The sequence below is a fragment of the Mesorhizobium qingshengii genome (assembly GCF_900103325.1).
GTDB lineage: Bacteria > Pseudomonadota > Alphaproteobacteria > Rhizobiales > Rhizobiaceae > Mesorhizobium > Mesorhizobium qingshengii.
Map to the genome: position 1 here is coordinate 51134 of NZ_FMXM01000018.1, position 16914 is coordinate 68047.

The 16914-nt window shown below is 62.7% G+C and carries 11 protein-coding genes; 6 read left to right on the forward strand and 5 right to left on the reverse strand.

The window, feature by feature from the left end; all coding sequences use genetic code 11:
• Positions 1-127 precede the first annotated feature (127 nt).
• Together BLS48_RS24560 and BLS48_RS24565 are read right to left on the reverse strand one after the other, a co-directional pair.
• On the reverse strand, positions 128-532 hold the full coding sequence (locus tag BLS48_RS24560) for a Fur family transcriptional regulator (RefSeq protein ID WP_027023631.1): 405 nt from the start codon (positions 530-532) through the stop codon (positions 128-130).
• 75 nt (positions 533-607) lie between these two features.
• Complete coding sequence (locus BLS48_RS24565; protein ID WP_167365235.1) at positions 608-2875, reverse strand: caspase family protein; 2268 nt, start codon at positions 2873-2875, stop codon at positions 608-610.
• Between the two features lie 170 nt (positions 2876-3045).
• Here BLS48_RS24565 and BLS48_RS24570 point away from each other — a divergent pair, with 170 nt between their 5' ends.
• The 5 genes from BLS48_RS24570 to amrB all read left to right on the forward strand — a co-directional run bounded on the left by BLS48_RS24570 (position 3046) and on the right by amrB (position 11152).
• Positions 3046-5247 carry a caspase family protein gene (locus tag BLS48_RS24570; RefSeq protein WP_208604668.1) on the forward strand — a complete coding sequence of 734 codons (2202 nt, stop codon included), beginning with the start codon at positions 3046-3048 and terminating at the stop codon, positions 5245-5247.
• A 163-nt stretch (positions 5248-5410) separates the two neighbouring features.
• A complete protein-coding gene (locus tag BLS48_RS24575) occupies positions 5411-5734 on the forward strand; it encodes a hypothetical protein (protein WP_244529846.1) in 324 nt (107 codons plus the stop codon).
• Complete coding sequence (locus tag BLS48_RS24580; RefSeq protein WP_091583345.1) at positions 5731-6435, forward strand: DUF4760 domain-containing protein; 705 nt, start codon at positions 5731-5733, stop codon at positions 6433-6435. Before BLS48_RS24575 ends, BLS48_RS24580 begins: the two co-directional genes overlap by 4 nt.
• A 2-nt stretch (positions 6436-6437) precedes the next feature.
• Entirely contained in the window at positions 6438-9470 is a 3033-nt protein-coding gene (locus tag BLS48_RS24585) for a caspase family protein (RefSeq protein ID WP_244529850.1), read from the forward strand.
• Positions 9467-11152: an AmmeMemoRadiSam system protein B gene (gene amrB, locus BLS48_RS24590; protein ID WP_091583347.1), complete on the forward strand. Its 1686-nt coding sequence runs from the start codon at positions 9467-9469 to the stop codon at positions 11150-11152. The genes BLS48_RS24585 and amrB overlap by 4 nt, the downstream gene beginning before the upstream one ends.
• Before the next feature lie 35 nt (positions 11153-11187).
• On the opposite strand, the gene BLS48_RS24595 is transcribed toward amrB, so the two are convergent.
• Positions 11188-13020 carry an MORN repeat-containing protein gene (locus BLS48_RS24595; protein WP_091583350.1) on the reverse strand — a complete coding sequence of 611 codons (1833 nt, stop codon included), beginning with the start codon at positions 13018-13020 and terminating at the stop codon, positions 11188-11190.
• Between the two features lie 151 nt (positions 13021-13171).
• Positions 13172-14266 carry a trypsin-like serine peptidase gene (locus BLS48_RS24600; protein ID WP_091583574.1) on the reverse strand — a complete coding sequence of 365 codons (1095 nt, stop codon included), beginning with the start codon at positions 14264-14266 and terminating at the stop codon, positions 13172-13174.
• Between the two features lie 399 nt (positions 14267-14665).
• Between BLS48_RS24600 and BLS48_RS24605 the strand changes: the two genes are divergently transcribed.
• On the forward strand, positions 14666-15760 hold the full coding sequence (locus BLS48_RS24605; protein ID WP_091583352.1) for a S1 family serine peptidase: 1095 nt from the start codon (positions 14666-14668) through the stop codon (positions 15758-15760).
• An 80-nt stretch (positions 15761-15840) separates the two neighbouring features.
• Here BLS48_RS24605 and mgrA read toward each other — a convergent pair whose 3' ends face one another.
• On the reverse strand, positions 15841-16887 hold the full coding sequence (gene mgrA, locus BLS48_RS24610; protein WP_091583355.1) for an L-glyceraldehyde 3-phosphate reductase: 1047 nt from the start codon (positions 16885-16887) through the stop codon (positions 15841-15843).
• Between the last annotated feature and the right edge of the window lie 27 nt (positions 16888-16914).

A 16914-nucleotide genomic window follows, 5' to 3' on the forward strand; every position in this document is an offset into this window, starting at 1 on the left:
CAGATCAGGCCGAGTCGAAAATGATGGGTTCCGAGAACCGGAGCGGAGCGTACGTTTGGGTACGTGAGCACCGGAAGCGCAGGAAACCGCCATTTGCAGGCCGGCATCATCTGAATATCAACGCACCTTAGGCCGCCTCGGCCAGGCACTTCGCACACGTCCCGCGAAATTCGATCACCGCCTTCTTGGCGGCGAAGCCCGTCGAATTGACCCATTCGTTCAGCCGATGGTCGACATCGTGGTCGGACATTTCGGTCACTTGCCCGCAGGTGTCGCAGATGGCGAAGGCGGTCATCGAATGGCTGTGGTCATGCGGCTCGGCGCAGGCGACGAAGGAATTGATGCTTTCCAACCGGTGCACGAAGCCGGACTTCACCAGCGTGTCGAGCGCCCGATAGACCTGCAATGGCGCGCGAAAACCCCGCTCACGAAGCTGGTCGAGCAAAGTATAGGCGCTGAGCGGCCCGCTGGCGGTTTCGAGTTTCTCGAGCACGCACAGCTGGTTCTTCGTCAGCACATCCCTTGCCGCCATGATCCGGTTCCAACTTGTCTTTGCGTCGCTTTACGCAATCCCTGTTCTCCAGATAGCGACGAACAGCCTTTTTTGCTACTGTTTCTGCCTGACAAAGACGATATCTCCGCCTTCATGGCCCGATCGCTCGATCGGGCGGTACTGGGGCTCCTGGTCGGCATTGCCGACAACCAGCGGCAGAATGTAGCCGTCATACAGTTCACGCGCCGAAAAGGCGTCGTGGTTCATGTCCTTCAGCCCGGTCAAAAGCGCCTTGGCGAAGATCGAATGGCCGGCGCCGCCAGTGTCCTCGACGGGCTCATTGTTGCCCGACGAAATCAGAATGCGTGTGCGCCGCTGCGCGAGCCTGAGCAGCGTCCGTTGACGGTCGTCGTCGCTGATCCTGGGTGCCGTTTCGCCACCCCCACGCAGCAGCGCGCCTGAAAAGCAGGAATCGGAGATGATCACCACCTTGTTGGCCTGCATCCGCTGAATGGCTTCCGAAATCGTCGATGCCGACAGATAGCTGATCGGCACGCCGGCCTCGGCGTCGACCGGAACCCAGAAGGCGATCGTAGTCTTCTCCTCGTAGATACCATGGCCGGCAAAGTAGATCAGCACCGTGTCCTTCTCTCCGGCGACGAGGCCGATCTTGTAGAGCAGCGTCTCGATGTCATGCCGGGTCGCGTCTTTCAGGAACAACGGAAAGGTGGCGCCGCCCGGCAGCCTGGCTTCGGTGACGAACCCATAGGTGCCGGTCAGTATCGCGACAATCGCATCGGCATCGGCAAACGGCGTACGCAACGTGTCGAAGCCGGTGCGCGTGCGGTCATAATCCTGGTTGGCAATGATGACGGCATAGCGCTTGCCCTCGCCTTCGAGCGCCTGTTTGTCGCCCTCGAACAGGAACTCCAGCTGCCTCTCATGGGTACGCCCGTCTGCCGTCAGGGCGACGATTTCGACGGTGTTGAGCCCGGCCTTCAACTTGGACGTATAGGCAAAGCGGCCGCCGGACCTGAGCTCGGCAACCTTGCCATCAACCAGCACCGCTTTGACCGGCGATGACCAGTTGACCTGGCCTTCGATCTCGACCTCAGCCTTTTCCATCGCCGCCGCACCCCGCTTCGGCACCGGCTTGGTGATGACGATGGGATCAACCGGCGGCAGACTGAGAGAGCGGTCCGAGAACAGCGAGAATTCCGGATCGGTGGATTCGACGCGGTATTGCTGCCGTGTGTTGGCTTCGGCTTCCGGCAATTTCTTCAGGCTTTCCGCCATCGCCCGAACCGTCACGCTATCCTGGTTCTGGATGACATTGGCCAGACGAAAGGTGAAGACGCCATAGGTAGTCTTGGCGCCCTGTTCGCCGAAGGTAAACTCCACCGATTGCGAGTCACCGATGCTGGCATAGAAAACCGCCAGTTGGCCGTGGTTCGGCTGCAGCGGGGTAGAGGCCATGTAGTCGGCCGCCTGCAAGGAAGGCCCCTCGCTGCCGGTATCGAGGCTCCATACCGTGCTGCCGCCCGCCTTCTCCTGCTGACCGGTGATATCGGCCTCAGAGGCGTAGCTCGTATCGATGGTCACCGCGACGTCGACCTGCCGGTTGCGCAGATTGGTGATGAAATCCGAAAGATCATGCGCCGAGATGAGTTCGATGACGCCGTCCTGCTGTTTGTTCAAGGCAAGGAACAGGCCGGCGCCCTCGATCCAGCCGATCGCGCGGGCCGATTTGCGCCCCTGATTGACCAGATCGGCCTGCCAGATGTCCTGTATCGAGACGTCCTTGAAGGGGTCGCGCACCTCCTTGGGGACGAGCCCTTCGATCAGGTCGCGCGCACGAACGGAATTGCCGCCATAGTGAAGCAGAAGGCGGTCGCCGCAATTGACGCGCTCCAGCGTCTCCTTGAACATCTTGGCGATCTCGGCCCTGCTGGCATAGCGACCAACCATCAGGGCAATGTCGTCGTCGGCGACGCCACGCGCGACAAGGGAGGTGTAGAGCAGCTTGACGTCGTTGTCCGGCCCCCGCAGCAGCGGAAACGGGTCGCCCGAATTGGTGGCGCCGATCAGCACGGCATGCATCTTCGACGTAACCGCCCGATCGCATTTTGGCGCGGCGATCTTTTCAGCGGCGTAGTCGACCAGCGGCGTTGTCGCGCCCGGCACATGCTCGGCAAGATAGTCGTAATAGGTGTCCGTCGCGGTGACCGCCGGGGAGTCTGCTTCCTGCAACTCCTTGCCGACGGACAGCCCGGCCTCCGCCGGGATCACGATAGCGATTGTGGCGAGCATCGCCATAAACAGCCATGCGATCAACCATTGTGCGCCTGTCGCGCATTTCCGCGGCACCCGCCGATCCGGCATGGCCATCTCCGCCCAAAACCCAGCCCATGACGATATTGTCGATTGGGCATGATGGAAATGAGGCAAATGCCGATTGTGGGTTGATCGCCATCGCGACATTCAAAATACTGACAAAATCCTCGACGAGGGTGGCCTCGCTTGGGAAATTCGATCGGGCTTGGGGAAGCAATATGATCAAATTGACACGCCGGACGCTGCTTGTCGGCACGTCGGCGCTGATGGCGGCCGGCACGGTTTCGTTTCGGGCGCTGGCCGCATCGCGCACCTACCATGCGCTGCTGGTCGCCTGCACCGAATATCCGAACCTGCCGCAGAGGAACTGGCTGATCGGGCCGAAGAACGATGCCGGCCTCGTCCACGAATATCTCTTGAAGAACGTGCCCGATCCGGTGCGCTTCGCACCCGAAAATGTCACGCTGCTCGCCAAGGATGTGCCCGGCGCTAGTGGCTTGCCGACCCATACGGCGATCAAGGCGGCACTCGCCGACCTCGCCGCCAAGGTGCAGCGTGACGATTTCGTCTATCTGCACCTGTCCGGCCACGGCGCCCAGCAGCCGGAGAGGGTCAAGGGCGACGAGACCGACGGGCTCGACGAGATTTTCCTGCCCGTCGACATCGACAAATGGATCAACCGCGATGCTGGCGTGCCGAATGCGCTGGTCGACAACGAGATCGGCGCCGCGCTCGACGCCATCCGCGACAAGGGCGCCTTCGTCTGGGCTGTGTTCGACTGCTGCCATTCCGGCACCGCGACACGCGCCGTCGAGGTCGACGACGAGATGGAGCGCAAAGTCGAGTTCGCCGACCTGGTCGGCGGCGACGAAGCCGCCAGGGCGGCAGCAATCAAGACTTATGAGGACACGGTCGCAAGCGCATCGCGTGGCCTCGACGAGAATGGCGCGCGCAAGCCCGCCTTCAACCTGACCCCGACCGGCGGCGAGCCGATCACCAAGGGCAAGCTGGTCGCCTTCTATGCCGCGCAGACGGTGGAGACGACACCGGAGATGCCGCTGCCCAAGGGTACGGCCGACGCACCACGGTTCGGCCTGTTCACCTTCACCATCCTGTCGAAGCTGGCCGAGAACCCCAACGTCACCTATCGCCAGCTTGGCCAGGCCGTTCTGCAGCAATATTCGGCCGACAGCCGCACGCGGCCGACCCCCTTGTTCGAAGGCGAACTGGATGCGCGCGTGTTCGGCACCGACAAGACGGACGCCGTCATGCAGTGGCCTGTCGTCATCAAGGACGGCGAGGCGACGATCGGCGCCGGCCTGCTGCATCGCCTCACCCCTGGCAGCAAGCTCGCCATCCTGCCATCGGCGCTGTCGTCGCTTTCCGACGCGGTCGGCTTTCTCGAGGTGCAATCGGCGAAGAACCTCGAGAGCCGTGTCAAGCCGGTGGAATTCGACAACAAGCCGGCGCTGAAGCTCACCGACATTCCCGCCAATGCCTATGCGCGGGTGGCCGAAATCGCCGTCGACTTCAAGCTCGTCGTGGCGCGGCCGGCGGCGACCAAGGGACTTGAGAAGGAAACCGCTCTCGTCAATTCGGTTCTCGACGAACTGGCAGCAGCCAAGGAGACCGGCTTCAACATCGAACTGGTCGACGCGGGCAAGAGCGCCGCGCTTCGCTTTGCGGTGATGCGCGAGAATGCCATTGCCGGCGCAGCCAAGGACGCGACCGACAAGCCGGCGCTGTGGTTTCTGCCGGCGTCTGGCGACGTGACCTTGAAGGATGGCGGCAAGCCGCCGCTGATCATCATCCACATGGATGACCGACAGAAGCTGGTCGATGCCACGACCAGGAACCTGCGCACCATCTTCCGCGCCACCGGGCTCTCGCGGCTGGCCGCGGCCTCCGACTACAAGCCCGAGGACGTCGACGTCCAGTTCCAGGTCAAGCGTCGTGACAAGGATGGTCTCGAACCCTTGCAGGCTTCGGTGGTGCCGCGCGTCTCGCCGGGCGACGAGGTGCATGTGCTGGCGAAAAACGGCTCGGACCAGTTGGTCGACATCAACGTGCTCTATGTCGGCAGCGACTATTCGATCACCCACATCGTTGCCGAGCGCCTCGCCCCGCAGGCCACGCTCGAGGAAGGGCTGCTGGCCTTCACCGACACCAGCTTCGGCATGGAAAGGATGATCGCGGTACTGACCGAGGCGCCACCCGAGAGCGAGAAGGAGGATCTGAGCTTCCTGGCGCAGGATGGCGTCGCATCGAAGACGCGCGGGCTGGGGCCCGCCAGCTTCTCCGACATGCTGACCGATATCGGCATGGCGCCGCCGACCCGGTCGGTGATGCGGCTTGCCGACAAGAGCGGCCCGAAGGGCGCGGTGATGATCTTCCCGATGGAGACGGTGCCGCGCGCCTGAGCGGATGCCGGCAAAAGGGCCGGCTCTTGCGCGATTGGCGCGATATGAGAACATCCCCGCCGCGGCCATGGCGCACAGCGGCTTGATGAAGCAGATAGGATCGGTCTTGAAGAACACTGTTTTTTCCTGGCGCGGAGCGGTTGCCGGACTCGCGGGAGGCCTGTTGCTGATCGCCAATGCCTCGGCGGAGGACGCCTGTGGCCTGTGCGCCAAGCAGATCGTCACCAACTCGGAACTGGCGAGTTGCTTTCTCGATCAGTACGACCAGATCGCCAAAAGCAGCAGCGACGCTGTGGTGGTCGACCTCAGCAGCTGCGCCTCGCGCGGCGTGGTCGAGGCGCTGCCGTCACCGAACAAGGCGGTGCAGCAGCCGGACGTGCAGTTCATGATTTCGCGACCGCAGCTCGACTGCCTGAAAAAGCAGCTGGAAGCACCCGGCATCGTGCTTGATCCCTCGGCGACTATCAAACTGGACAGCTGCCAATGAAGAAGCCGGCGGGCACTACCAGGCAAGCAGCACCGGCCGCGACCGCAAAGGCACCAGCGAAGGCGGCGTTGCCGGAGACCACCGAGGGCTTTCCGTGGCCGAGCAGCCACGAGATCAAGAAGGAGAGCAACCCCTTCACCGACCGCGACTGGCGCATGCTGGTCTATGCCTGGTCGGGCATGGCAGTGCGGTTCGCCATCATCTTCACCTTGATGTTCTCGGTCTACCAGTTCCTGGCCAACCAGGAACAGAAGCGCGTCGAGCAGACCATGTCGCTGGTCGAGCTCTGGGAGACCAAGGACTACCAGCAGGCGCAGCGCGCCCTGAAGGATCGTCTTGCGGCGCTCAACGCCAAGTATGACAATCTGCTCAGCTCCAACCCGTCGCCGACCGAGGAACAGGTCTTCCGGCAGCGCATCGGCATCGAGGCGATGACCGCTTCCGGCGGCGACATGCCGCTCGCCGATTTCAGCGACAATTTCGACCGCATCGTCTATTTCCTCAATCGCCTGTCCTTCTGCGTCGACGGCAATCTCTGTTCGCGCAAAGTGAGCGATGCCTATTTCCGCGACTATGCCGTCTCGTTCTGGAGCTATTTTGCCGGCTATGTCGACAAGCAGCGCAAGGCAGGTTCCCCCACTTTCGCCCTGCCGATCGAGAGCTATGTGCGCAATGGCGCGCCCGCGGCCGAAGCCAAATAGCGATGGGAAAAGCCGGGATCAGTGTCCGCCTTGTGCGTGCCTGCCGCTGGCTGGCCATGGCGGGGTCGCTTGTTGTCGCATTCGCTGTCCGCGCCGAAGAGGCGCCTGACTTCCATCTGGACCTTGACACCGGCGGCCACAGCGCTCAGGTCACCGATCTCGCCTTCACGCCCGATGGCGAGGATCTCGTCTCGGCATCCGATGACAAGACCATCCGCATATGGGACTGGCAGAGCGGGGTGACGCTGCGCACCATCCGCGGCTATCTCGGCAATGGCAGCGACGGCAAGATCTTCGCGGTCGCCGTCTCGCCGGATGGCAAGACGATCGCCGCCGGCGGTTATTTCGGCGCCAGTCTCGGCGACAAGCCGCCCTATGGTGACATCAGGCTGTTCGACTTCGCCACCGGCAAGATGAAGGCCGTGCTCAAGGCCGCCGACTACGCCACCTACGACCTTGCCTTCTCGCCCGATGGAAAGACCCTGGCTGCCGGTGGTGCCGACGGCTTCGTCTATCTCTGGCGGCTGGACGACAAATCAGCAACCGGCTGGACCCTGGACAAGAAACTCGACGCCGATTCCTGGCACATCGACAAGCTTGCCTTCGCCGCCGCGGGAACCCGGCTGGCGGTGACAACCACCGACAACGGCATCCGGCTCTGGGATGTGGTGAAGGGCGAGGAGATCGCGCTGCCTGCCGAAGCCGAGCCACTGAGGGATATCAGCGTCATGGCGCTCTCCGCTTCGCAGGACGGCAGCCTGTTTGCCACCGGCGACAAGGACGGGCTTGTCCAGCTCTGGCACGCGGCGGACGGTTCGCTGGTGCGCGCGCTGCCGAAGCAGGATTTTCTCGTCGGCTCGCTGACCTTCGCCAAGGGGTCGCGGCTGGTCGTTTCCTGCGGCTATCGCTGCGCCGACAAGCATCGCTCGACCGTCTGGAACACCGATACCGGCGAAAAGGCACTCGACTACTCCGGCCATGACGGCACAGTCCGTGCCAGCGCCGCCAACGCCGATGGCTCGCTGGTGGCGACGGCGGGCGGCACCCGCAACGCCATCCAGGTCTGGGATCCAGCGACCGGCGAGCGCAAGGCTCTGCTGCAGGGATTGGGCGAGCCGGTGACCTCGGTCGGCTTCGACGCGGCGAACGGCATCATCGCCTGGGGCAACGCCAACACTTGTCCCGATCGTGTGGCCTGTCCTGAACAACAGGGCGCGCTGGACAAAAAGCTCGAATTGCCAACCACCGAGCGTTTCTTCGATGATCCGCAGCCGCTGGCGGAGTCGGGCCCGTTCGCCCGCGCCGCGCTTGCCGACGCCCAGTGGTCGCTGCACGCCACGACGGGCGGCAAGGATGCGCTGGAGAACGCGGTGCTGGAGATCGCCAATGGCGGCAAGGTGGTGCGCAGCATCGAAAACGACGCCACCAACGGCTTTGTCCATTCGGCCTATACGCTGATCGACAACGGCCTTGGCGTGATCACCGGCGGCAATGACGGCACGCTGCTCGAATACCGGACGGCGACCGCGAAAGTGTCGGGCGAGTTCACCGGCCATACCGGCGAAATCAACGCCATGGTTGCCGCGGAGAAAGCCGGCCTGCTGGTCACCGGCAGCGCCGACCAGACGCTCAGGCTGTGGAACCTGAAAACACACGAACTGATCGTGTCGATGTTCTTTGCCGGCTCGCAATGGATCGCCTGGATGCCGCAGGGCTATTATTATTCCTCGGATGAAGGCGACAAGCTGATCGGCTGGCAGGTCAACCAGGGTCGTGATCATGAAGGCCGCTTCATCCGCGCCGGCCAGCTGAAGAAATATCTCTGGAGCCCGGAAATGGTGCGCCGGGCGATCATCTTGCGCAGCGCCAGACAGGCGGTCAAGGAGATGCGGCCAGGCGTCGACAACGAATTGCAGAAGCTGCTGCAGCGCAAGCCGCCGGAGTTCGGCATTCGCCTTGCCGACGACCAGAGCAAGGTCCGCGATGGTTATGTCGCCGTCGAGATATCAGGTGCCAAGGAAGCCGGGACCGATGTCGCCGGCTTCTCGATCCTGTCGAACAGCCGCAATGTCGGCGACGTCACCGCCCGCTCGGTGGACGGCAACAGCGCCATCGTCGAGGTACCGGTCGAGAATGGCCAGAACACCATCCGCATCACCGGCACCAACGAATATGGCTATCTGACCGAACGCAGCGTGACGGCGCTGGCAAGGAAAACCGAGAAGGCCGAGGCCAAGGGCAAGCTCTATGTCGCGGTCATCGGTGTCGACAAATATCCGTTCCTGACCGACGCCTGTTCCGGCCACGCCTGTGACCTGCGTTACCCCGTCGACGACGCCACCGAGTTCCTCAAGGTGATTGCACAGAAATCGGCGCCGCTGTTCTCCTCGATGGAATCGCTGGTGCTGGTCAACCGCGAGGCGCTCGACGAGGCCCCCGACAAGGCCAAACAGACCTACACTATCGCCAGTGCCGACGGCGTCATGGAGCCTGACTCGCACACGATCGACGACCAGCTCGCCGATTTCCTCGACAGACCGGGCGAGCACGACACCACCATCATCTTCGTCGCCGGCCACGGCATCAACATCGACGAGGACTACTATTTCATTCCGACCGATGGCCGCAAACAGGATGCCGAGCGCTGGAAGCGCTCCTCCCTTGTCGACTGGTCGGACATCCAGAAATCGGTCGAGCGGGCCAAGGGCATGCGCTTCATGCTGCTCGACACCTGCCACGCCGCCAACGCCTTCAATCCGCGCCTGGAAAAGGATGCGCAGGACGCGCGCATCGTCGTGTTTTCCGCCACCGCCGCCAACAACACCGCCGCCGAACTGCCGGAACTCGGCCACGGCGTCTTCACCTATTCGATCCTCGAAGGCCTGCGCGGAAAAGCCAGGACCTCAGATGGCGGCGTCACGCTGTTCGGGCTTGCCGATTTCATTTCGCGCGAAGTGGTGCGGCTGACGTCGTCGCGGCAAAAGCCGTTCTACTATGTCGGCGGCGTGGAGAACATCGTCCTGGCCGAGCCATGATCGCCCGCCTGCTGACGATCGCCGTCTTTTCCTTGATCGTTAGCGGCGCGGCATACGCCGCATCTGTCGCCTGTCCCTCCGGCACTGAAAACTTCCCGCCCTTCTACGACGACGCCACGCTGTTCAAGGATGCCATCGCCAGCGTTGCCAATGTCGAGCCCTCCAATCAGCGCTTGACCGGCATCACGGTGCCGCATCATCTGCTGGCCGCCGACCTGGTGGCGCTGGGGTTCCGGGCAGCGTCCGGCTTCCGCTACAAGCGCATCGTCATCCTGTCGCCAGACCATTTCCACAAGACGCACAAACTGTACGCAACGACGCTGCGTGGTTTCGATACCGTGCTTGGCCCGGCCGCCGCCGACACTAACGCCGTGCGCCTTCTGGAAACAAACAGCGACATGGTCGAGGAGTCCTGCCTGTTCGACAAGGAGCATGGCGTGCGCGCCATGCTGCCTTTCTTGCACCACTATTTCCCCGAGGCGAAAATCCTGCCCGTCGCGATGTCGGTCAAGGCGCGGCGTGGCGACTGGGACAGGCTGGCCGAGGCTCTGAAGCCAATTGTCGACCAGGACACGCTGATCGTCGAATCGACCGACTTCTCGCACTATCTGCCGCAGCACGATGCACGCCGCTTCGACCAGCAGACGCTGAACATGCTGGCCGCCGGGTCGCTCGACGGCATCGCCGCGCTGCGCCAGCCTGATCATGCCGATTCCGTCGGCGCGCTTTATATCCAGACCAGGCTGCAGCGCGAATTGTTCGGCGCCCAGCCGCTCGTCGTCGCCAACGAGAATTCGCAGGAACATACGTCGGACTATGTCGAGCGGACCACCAGCTATGTGGTGGCGCTGTTCGGCGCCTTCGGTCCCGGCTTCAACAACCCGGCACGGCCGAAGGACCGGATCTACTATCTCGCCGGGGACGTGAATTTCGGCCGCGCCATGAAGAAGATCCTGCTACGCGACGGTGTTGCCGACCGGATCGTCGACAGCGTGCTGGCCCTGACCGGATCACGGCCGCTGATCGTCAATCTCGAAGGCGTGGTCCTGCCCAACGTGCCGGAAGCGATCGACGACATGACGCTGGCAATGCCGGAAGGCCTAGCCATCGACATGCTGAAGAGGCTGCATGTCGCCGGTGTCGGCCTTGCCAACAATCACGCTTATGATCTCGGCCCGTCAGGCTATGCGGAGACGCTGCGCGCCCTGGGCGAAGCCGGTATCCCGCATTTCGGCCAGGGTGACACGCTGGCGCTTGCCGATCTCGACCTTGTCGGCCTGACCGACATCGACACCAACGGCTCGAAGAACACCGACCTGCTCACCCCTGCCTTGCTCGACCGGCTGCTGCACGAGAACGCCGAGCGACCGGTGGTCGCCTTCGTCCACTGGGGCCGCGAATACAAGACCGAACCATCGGCGCGCGAAGACATGCTTGCCGACCAGATGCGGCTGCGTGGCGTATCAGTCGTCGCCGGCGACCATCCGCATGTGTCGAGCGAAGCGATCGTCCCGCTTGCCGGCGGTGACGTGGCGGAAGTCTATTCGCTCGGCAATTTCCTGTTCGACCAAAGTGCGGAACGGTCATCAGGATCGATGCTGGAACTGCGCGTCTTCGCCCAGGGGACGATCTTCGCCCGGCTCATTCCGTTGCCCAACTATTTCGAGATGGGCCGGAAATAGTTACCCTTTGCGGTCCGGCCAAATCTCAACACACCCTAGCCGCAACCCGCCATCTCCCGCGGCAGATAGCAGACCGCCGGTTCGGTCCTGGTTTCGAACAGCGACTGCTTCGGCCGGAAATAGAAGAAAGTCACCGGCTTGCTTTCGCGCACGCTGCCGTCGGCGAAATGCGCGGCGATGCTGAAGCGGTGGATCGACGACATCGATGACCACATCTTCAGCCGCGCCGTGTAGGCGCTGACATTCTTGTTGCCACGCACCGGCATGGCGATCGTATAGTCGTGCTTGCCGATCGGGAACTCGATGTTCTGGTAACGCATCGCTTCGGGAGTACCACCCCCGCCATCGCCGCATTCGGCCATCGATTCCGGCGTCTCGAAAACCGCCATGGTCACGGAGGTGCGGAACGGCTCGCTCTGCTGGTAGACATGACCTTCGTCATCCGCCCAGGAATAATCGAACTTGCCGATCGCATTCAGTGTCATCGCCTGTTGCATATTGCCGAGATAGTCGGCGACCTCGCCGAACTTGATCTTGTTGGTCAGCTGGCTGCGGCAGACATTGAGACTGTCCACCGAAGGACAGGGAAAGCGCCCAGTCTCCAGGCTGGCAGTGTCGACCCCGGCCTCGGTAAGCACGCTCTTGATCGATACATCGACGCCCTCGCCGAAACTGCCGATGTCCTTGCTGAACATGCGGCTCGGGTCGCCGGTCGGGTTGCCTTCCTCGTCTACCGCTGTGAACTGGATCGACATCTTCATGTCCTTGGCGTCGCCCCAGCCATTGTTGATGACCGAGAAATCCGGCCGGAAGCCGACGCAGCCAAAATGCTCCGATATCGACAGCATCGGCTTGCGGTAGGCGTCGCTGGCGGCAACCTTCATTTCAAGGCTGTCGAGCTTGACCCTGGATTGGTCTGATGTCTTCAGATCGACCTCGGCGAAGGCCGGCGTGTCCTCCCAGTCCGTGCTGCCATAGACATTGTTGGTGGTGACCTGTCCGATGCCGTTCCAGCTGTCATTGTACTCATCCGACAGCGGATAGATCGCGATGTCCTCGTCGCGCACCAGATGCTGGTACTGCGTGTCGGACTGCTGGGTCATGCGCTGGTCGACGACGACGCCGATCTCGACCTTGTCGGCATCGCCACCACCGGCCTGCGCCTTCAGCAGCCCGCCAACCCTGGCATCGGCCAGCACGTCGGGACGCGAGCCGCCGACCTCCTTGCCCATCACCCACTGCGACTCGTAAACCGTGCCGCCGGCTAGCCGGGTACGACCCTTGCCGTTCTTCAGGCCCTCGACGAATGAGCCTACGAATATTTCACCAGTGGTCGACAGCAGCCGACCCTCGCCATTCGGGATGCCGTTGACGAACCGACCCTCATAGCGGTTGCCATCGGCATCGACATGGGTACCGGTTCCATCAAGCACGCCGGCGAGCCAGTGCCCATCGAAAACCTCGCCCGAACGCAGCTCCAACCGGCCTTGCCCGTCGGGCCGGCCATTCCTGACCTCACCGAAGTAGCTGGAATAGATGGTCTTCGGATCGTAGTTCGCCGAGCCGCGCACACGCCAGACCAGCCGGCCCTTGCCGTCGATGGTGCCGTCCTCGGCGATCGTCCGGTCGGGCGACTGGCCCGCCGCCGGCTCCCAGACGAAGTCGAGATTCCTTTCCGGATGGAAGTCCCATACCCGGACCGTCTTGCGCAGCACCGAGCGCGTCTCTGCCTGGTAGAGTATCTGCACCCGTTCCGCCCACGCACCGCCGGCAGGTACGGCGGCCGGATCGGCGAAGGCTGGTGAAAGCATCAGCGCGGCCAGCATCGATGCGGCCGCGATCCCCAACACTGCCCTTGCCCGCGTCATCCCTTGAGCCCCTTCGGATGCCAACCCCTTGGCCGGTAAAGCGTAGTCGGCGGGCCAGCCTCATGCAAGAGACGCAGCAAAGGAAGCGCTGGTATGAAAAAGGCGGCGGAACTGATCCGCCGCCCTTGTCTCCGCTGCGAATGCGCAAGGCCTATTTATACAGGCTGTTGATCCACTGGACGTTGGCGGCGTTCAGGCGCACGGCCGTATTCGCTTCCGGGCTTTCCGCCACGTTGACGCCAGTGATGATGCGCTGCTTGGAGTTGTTGTCGTAGGCATAGACCGAACTGCCACTCGATCCCGGGAACGTATCGCAGTCATACTGGAAATACTCCGGAGCGATGTTCTCGGCATGAACCTCGCAATTCGCTTTCCACATCGTGCCCATCGGCTTGTCACCGGGATAGCCGATCAGGTTGGCGGTAAAGTCGCCAAGATCGTCATAATTGGCATAGCCCAGCCAGCCGAGGTTGGTGCCGACATCTTCCTTCAGCGTTATGATGCCGAGATCCCACGGGATGACCGAACCATAATAGCCCTGGTAGTTGTCGATGAAACCTTGCAGCACATAGGCGCTTTCATAGGTAAAGGCGCCGAACGGCGCGTCATCGGCGGTGCTGCCATTGAGGCCTGGAACGAACAGATATTCGGAGAGCCAGTCCTTGTCCTCATGGCTGTAGAGGCAGTGCGCCGCGGTGAGCACCGTGCGGGGGCCGATCAGCGTTGCCGAGCAGCTGCCGTAGCTGCCCGTCTTCGCCGATTTGGCTTCGAGATAGCCGATCGCCGAGAACGGATAGGTCTTGGTGTTCCTGACCTGCTCGCGATCGTCGGTGCCGAAAACCTGACGGCCGGCTTCCCCTTCGCCGAGCCCCGGATCCTCGGTCTTGCGCGGACCACCTTCAGCTCCATTGGCCGGCGCATTCAGTTCCTTGATAATAAGATCCCGCAGCGCTTCGCTCGGTTCGATCTTGATCTCCTTGCCATCGGCGGAACGTCCGACGATGCCATAGGATTTGACAGCCGTTGCCTCGTCGGCAAGCGGCGCAGCGCGGCTGTCTTCGTCAGTCAGCTTCGGCGGCGCGATTGGTTTTGCCCGCCCGGGCTTGTAGTCGCCTGCAGTCGCGTCCCGCATACTTTCGCCGTTGCCGGCACTGGCGGAGCCAGGGTCGGCGGCGAATACAGGGGCCGTCCACATTGCCGTGGAAAGCAATGCGGACGCAATGAGTGCGTTTGTCAGTTTTGTCATGGTGAGACTCTCCCAAAAGTCAGCAAGGACTGGATCAAAATACAGAAATATTGTCGAGATCGTGGTGACGCCGATAAATGAGTTTCCCCGCCGGCGTTCGGCCCGATCGTTGTTCTGCACGGTCATTTGAAGGCCCCCGCCAAAAAACGCCCGCGGCGATATACTGCCTAAAATAATCCAACATTGGCAATGACAAATCACTTCCACGTAGCCCGTGGGGGGCTATAGGGTTGTGCGGGTTCTGCTCGCGGGCACGGTTAGCAAAAGTGGGATTCGGTTTTGTGACCGATCGCGCGCCAATTGAACGTGGCACGCGTCCGGATCTCGAAACCGGCACCGCCTCATTGCATCATGTCCCGGCATCGGCCTGCACGGGAAAATGGTCTCAGGAGGTTTCAGGTGCACATCACAAGTCGGTTCGGGCCAATCGTTGCCGCTTCGCTGCTTGGCATCGCCGCTGCCGTTATGTCAATCAACACCAGCCAGGCGGATGACATCGCCAGGCCCGAAGCGGCGGTCTCGCCGATGAAACGCGTCGCGGATGCCAGGGCCAAGGCTGCCGCGGAGAATCCCGAAGGCACCGATCGCGTCTATGGTGGCAACCAGGCCGAAAAGGGCGCCTACCCGTTCCAGGTCGCGCTGCTTACCACCGACAGGCTGGACGAGAACCCGGCCTCACAGGCCAATGCACAATTCTGCGGCGGCAGCCTGATCGCGCCGCAATGGGTGCTGACCGCGGCGCACTGCCTCAACGACAAGGGCCAGCCGATTTCGCCAGACTCCGTCACCGTGCTGACCGGCGCCACCGATCTGAGCGAGGGCAAGCGCCACAAGGTGGTGGAGGTCATCGTCAACGAAGGCTACAGCGAGCAGACGCTCGACAACGATCTCGGCCTGCTCCGGCTTGCCGAGCCGGCCGAAGCGCCGACCATCAAGCTTACCCACGAGGCTACCCCCGATACCGGCAAGACGACCGTCACCGGCTGGGGCAAGATGCAGGACGGGACCTTTCCCACCACACTGATGGTTGCCGACCTGGACCTCCAGCCGAACAGCGCCTGCAACAGCGGCATCAAGGCCATCTACGCGCATGATCTGAAGGCAGCACTGGGCGATCTGTCCCATCGCATGCGCTACTCGGAAAAGGGCATCGAAGCCGCCGCCAACGCGATCGCCGCCGACATGACCGACCCGCTGACCAACAACATGATCTGCGCCGGCACCACCAGCGGCGTGCGCGACGCCTGCAATGGCGACAGCGGCGGCCCGCTGTTCATGACCGGCGCCGACGGCCCGGTCCAGGTCGGCGTCGTCAGCTGGGGCGAAGGCCCGGCGGACGGAAGTGCTGCCTGCGGCCACAAGGACGCCTATGGCATCTACACGCGGCTGGCCAACTACAGCGGCTGGATCGAGGCGAAGATGAAGACCCCTGCGCCCGCGCCGGAAAAGCCCAAGGTCGGACTTGGCACCGCCCAGAAGCCGGCGACGCCCTGACATATGGCCATCTCGCTTTTGCACGAAAAACGGCGGGAGGGGTTCCCGCCGTTTCTAGTTCGCCGGCCTGTAAAGCAAGCCTATTTCCTCGGCGGGCCTTTGCGTTCGGCCGAAGCAGCCCACAGATTGATGTCGGACTCACGTGCGTAGGTATCGATCTCGGCCAGTTCGGCATCGCTGAAGTCGAGCACCTTGAGCGCGCCGAAGCAGTCCTCGACCTGCTCCGGCCGGCTGGCGCCGATCAGCGCTGAGGTCACCTTGCCCTTGCGCAGCACCCAGGCCAGCGCCATCTGCGCCAGCGTCTGGCCGCGCTTGCCGGCAATGGCGTCGAGCGCCTTGATGTTGGCGATGGTCCTGTCATTGATGAACGCCGTCTTAAGCGACTTGCCCTGGGAGGCGCGGCTGCCTTGCGGGATGCCGCCGAGATATTTGTCGGTCAGCATGCCTTGCGCCAGCGGCGAGAACACGATGGAGCCGACGCCGAGCCCTTCAAGCGTATCGAGCAGGCCGTCCTCCTCGACCCAGCGGTTCAGCATCGAATAGCTCGGCTGGTGGATGACACAGGGCGTGCCGAGTTGCTTCAGGATATCGGCGGCCTCGCGGGTGCGTTGCGAATTGTAGGACGAGATGCCGGCATAGAGCGCCTTGCCCGAGCGCACGGCATGATCGAGCGCTCCCATGGTTTCTTCCAGCGGCGTATCGGGATCGAAGCGGTGCGAATAGAAGATATCGACATAGTCGAGCCCCATCCGCTTCAGGCTCTGGTCGAGGCTGGCCAGCATATATTTGCGTCCGCCCCATTCGCCATAAGGGCCGGCCCACATCTCGTAGCCAGCCTTGGTCGAGATGATCATCTCATCGCGATAGCCGGCGAAATCGGTGCGCAGGATTTCGCCGAAAGCGGTCTCTGCCGAACCGGGCGGCGGACCGTAATTGTTGGCGAGGTCGAAATGCGTGATGCCGAGGTCGAAGGCCTTGCGGGCGATCGCCTGCTTGGTCTTGTGCGGCGTATCATTGCCAAAATTGTGCCACAGCCCAAGCGAGATCGCCGGCAGCTTCAGGCCAGAGCGACCACAACGGTTGTAGACCATGTTCTCGTAGCGGTTTTCTGCGGGGGTGTAGGGCATGGGAAATCCTCAGATGGAAGCGAGCCC

Bases quoted from the DNA above. Each gene is read 5' to 3' on its own strand.
- BLS48_RS24585 (WP_244529850.1), top strand. From the start codon at position 6,438: ATGGGAAAAGCCGGGATCAGTGTCCGCCTTGTGCGTGCCTGCCGCTGG.
- BLS48_RS24570 (WP_208604668.1), top strand. From the start codon at position 3,046: ATGATCAAATTGACACGCCGGACGCTGCTTGTCGGCACGTCGGCGCTG.
- amrB (WP_091583347.1), top strand. From the start codon at position 9,467: ATGATCGCCCGCCTGCTGACGATCGCCGTCTTTTCCTTGATCGTTAGC.
- BLS48_RS24600 (WP_091583574.1), bottom strand. From the start codon at position 14,266: ATGACAAAACTGACAAACGCACTCATTGCGTCCGCATTGCTTTCCACG.
- BLS48_RS24565 (WP_167365235.1), bottom strand. From the start codon at position 2,875: ATGCCGGATCGGCGGGTGCCGCGGAAATGCGCGACAGGCGCACAATGG.
- BLS48_RS24560 (WP_027023631.1), bottom strand. From the start codon at position 532: ATGGCGGCAAGGGATGTGCTGACGAAGAACCAGCTGTGCGTGCTCGAG.
- BLS48_RS24580 (WP_091583345.1), top strand. From the start codon at position 5,731: ATGAAGAAGCCGGCGGGCACTACCAGGCAAGCAGCACCGGCCGCGACC.
- mgrA (WP_091583355.1), bottom strand. From the start codon at position 16,887: ATGCCCTACACCCCCGCAGAAAACCGCTACGAGAACATGGTCTACAAC.
- BLS48_RS24595 (WP_091583350.1), bottom strand. From the start codon at position 13,020: ATGACGCGGGCAAGGGCAGTGTTGGGGATCGCGGCCGCATCGATGCTG.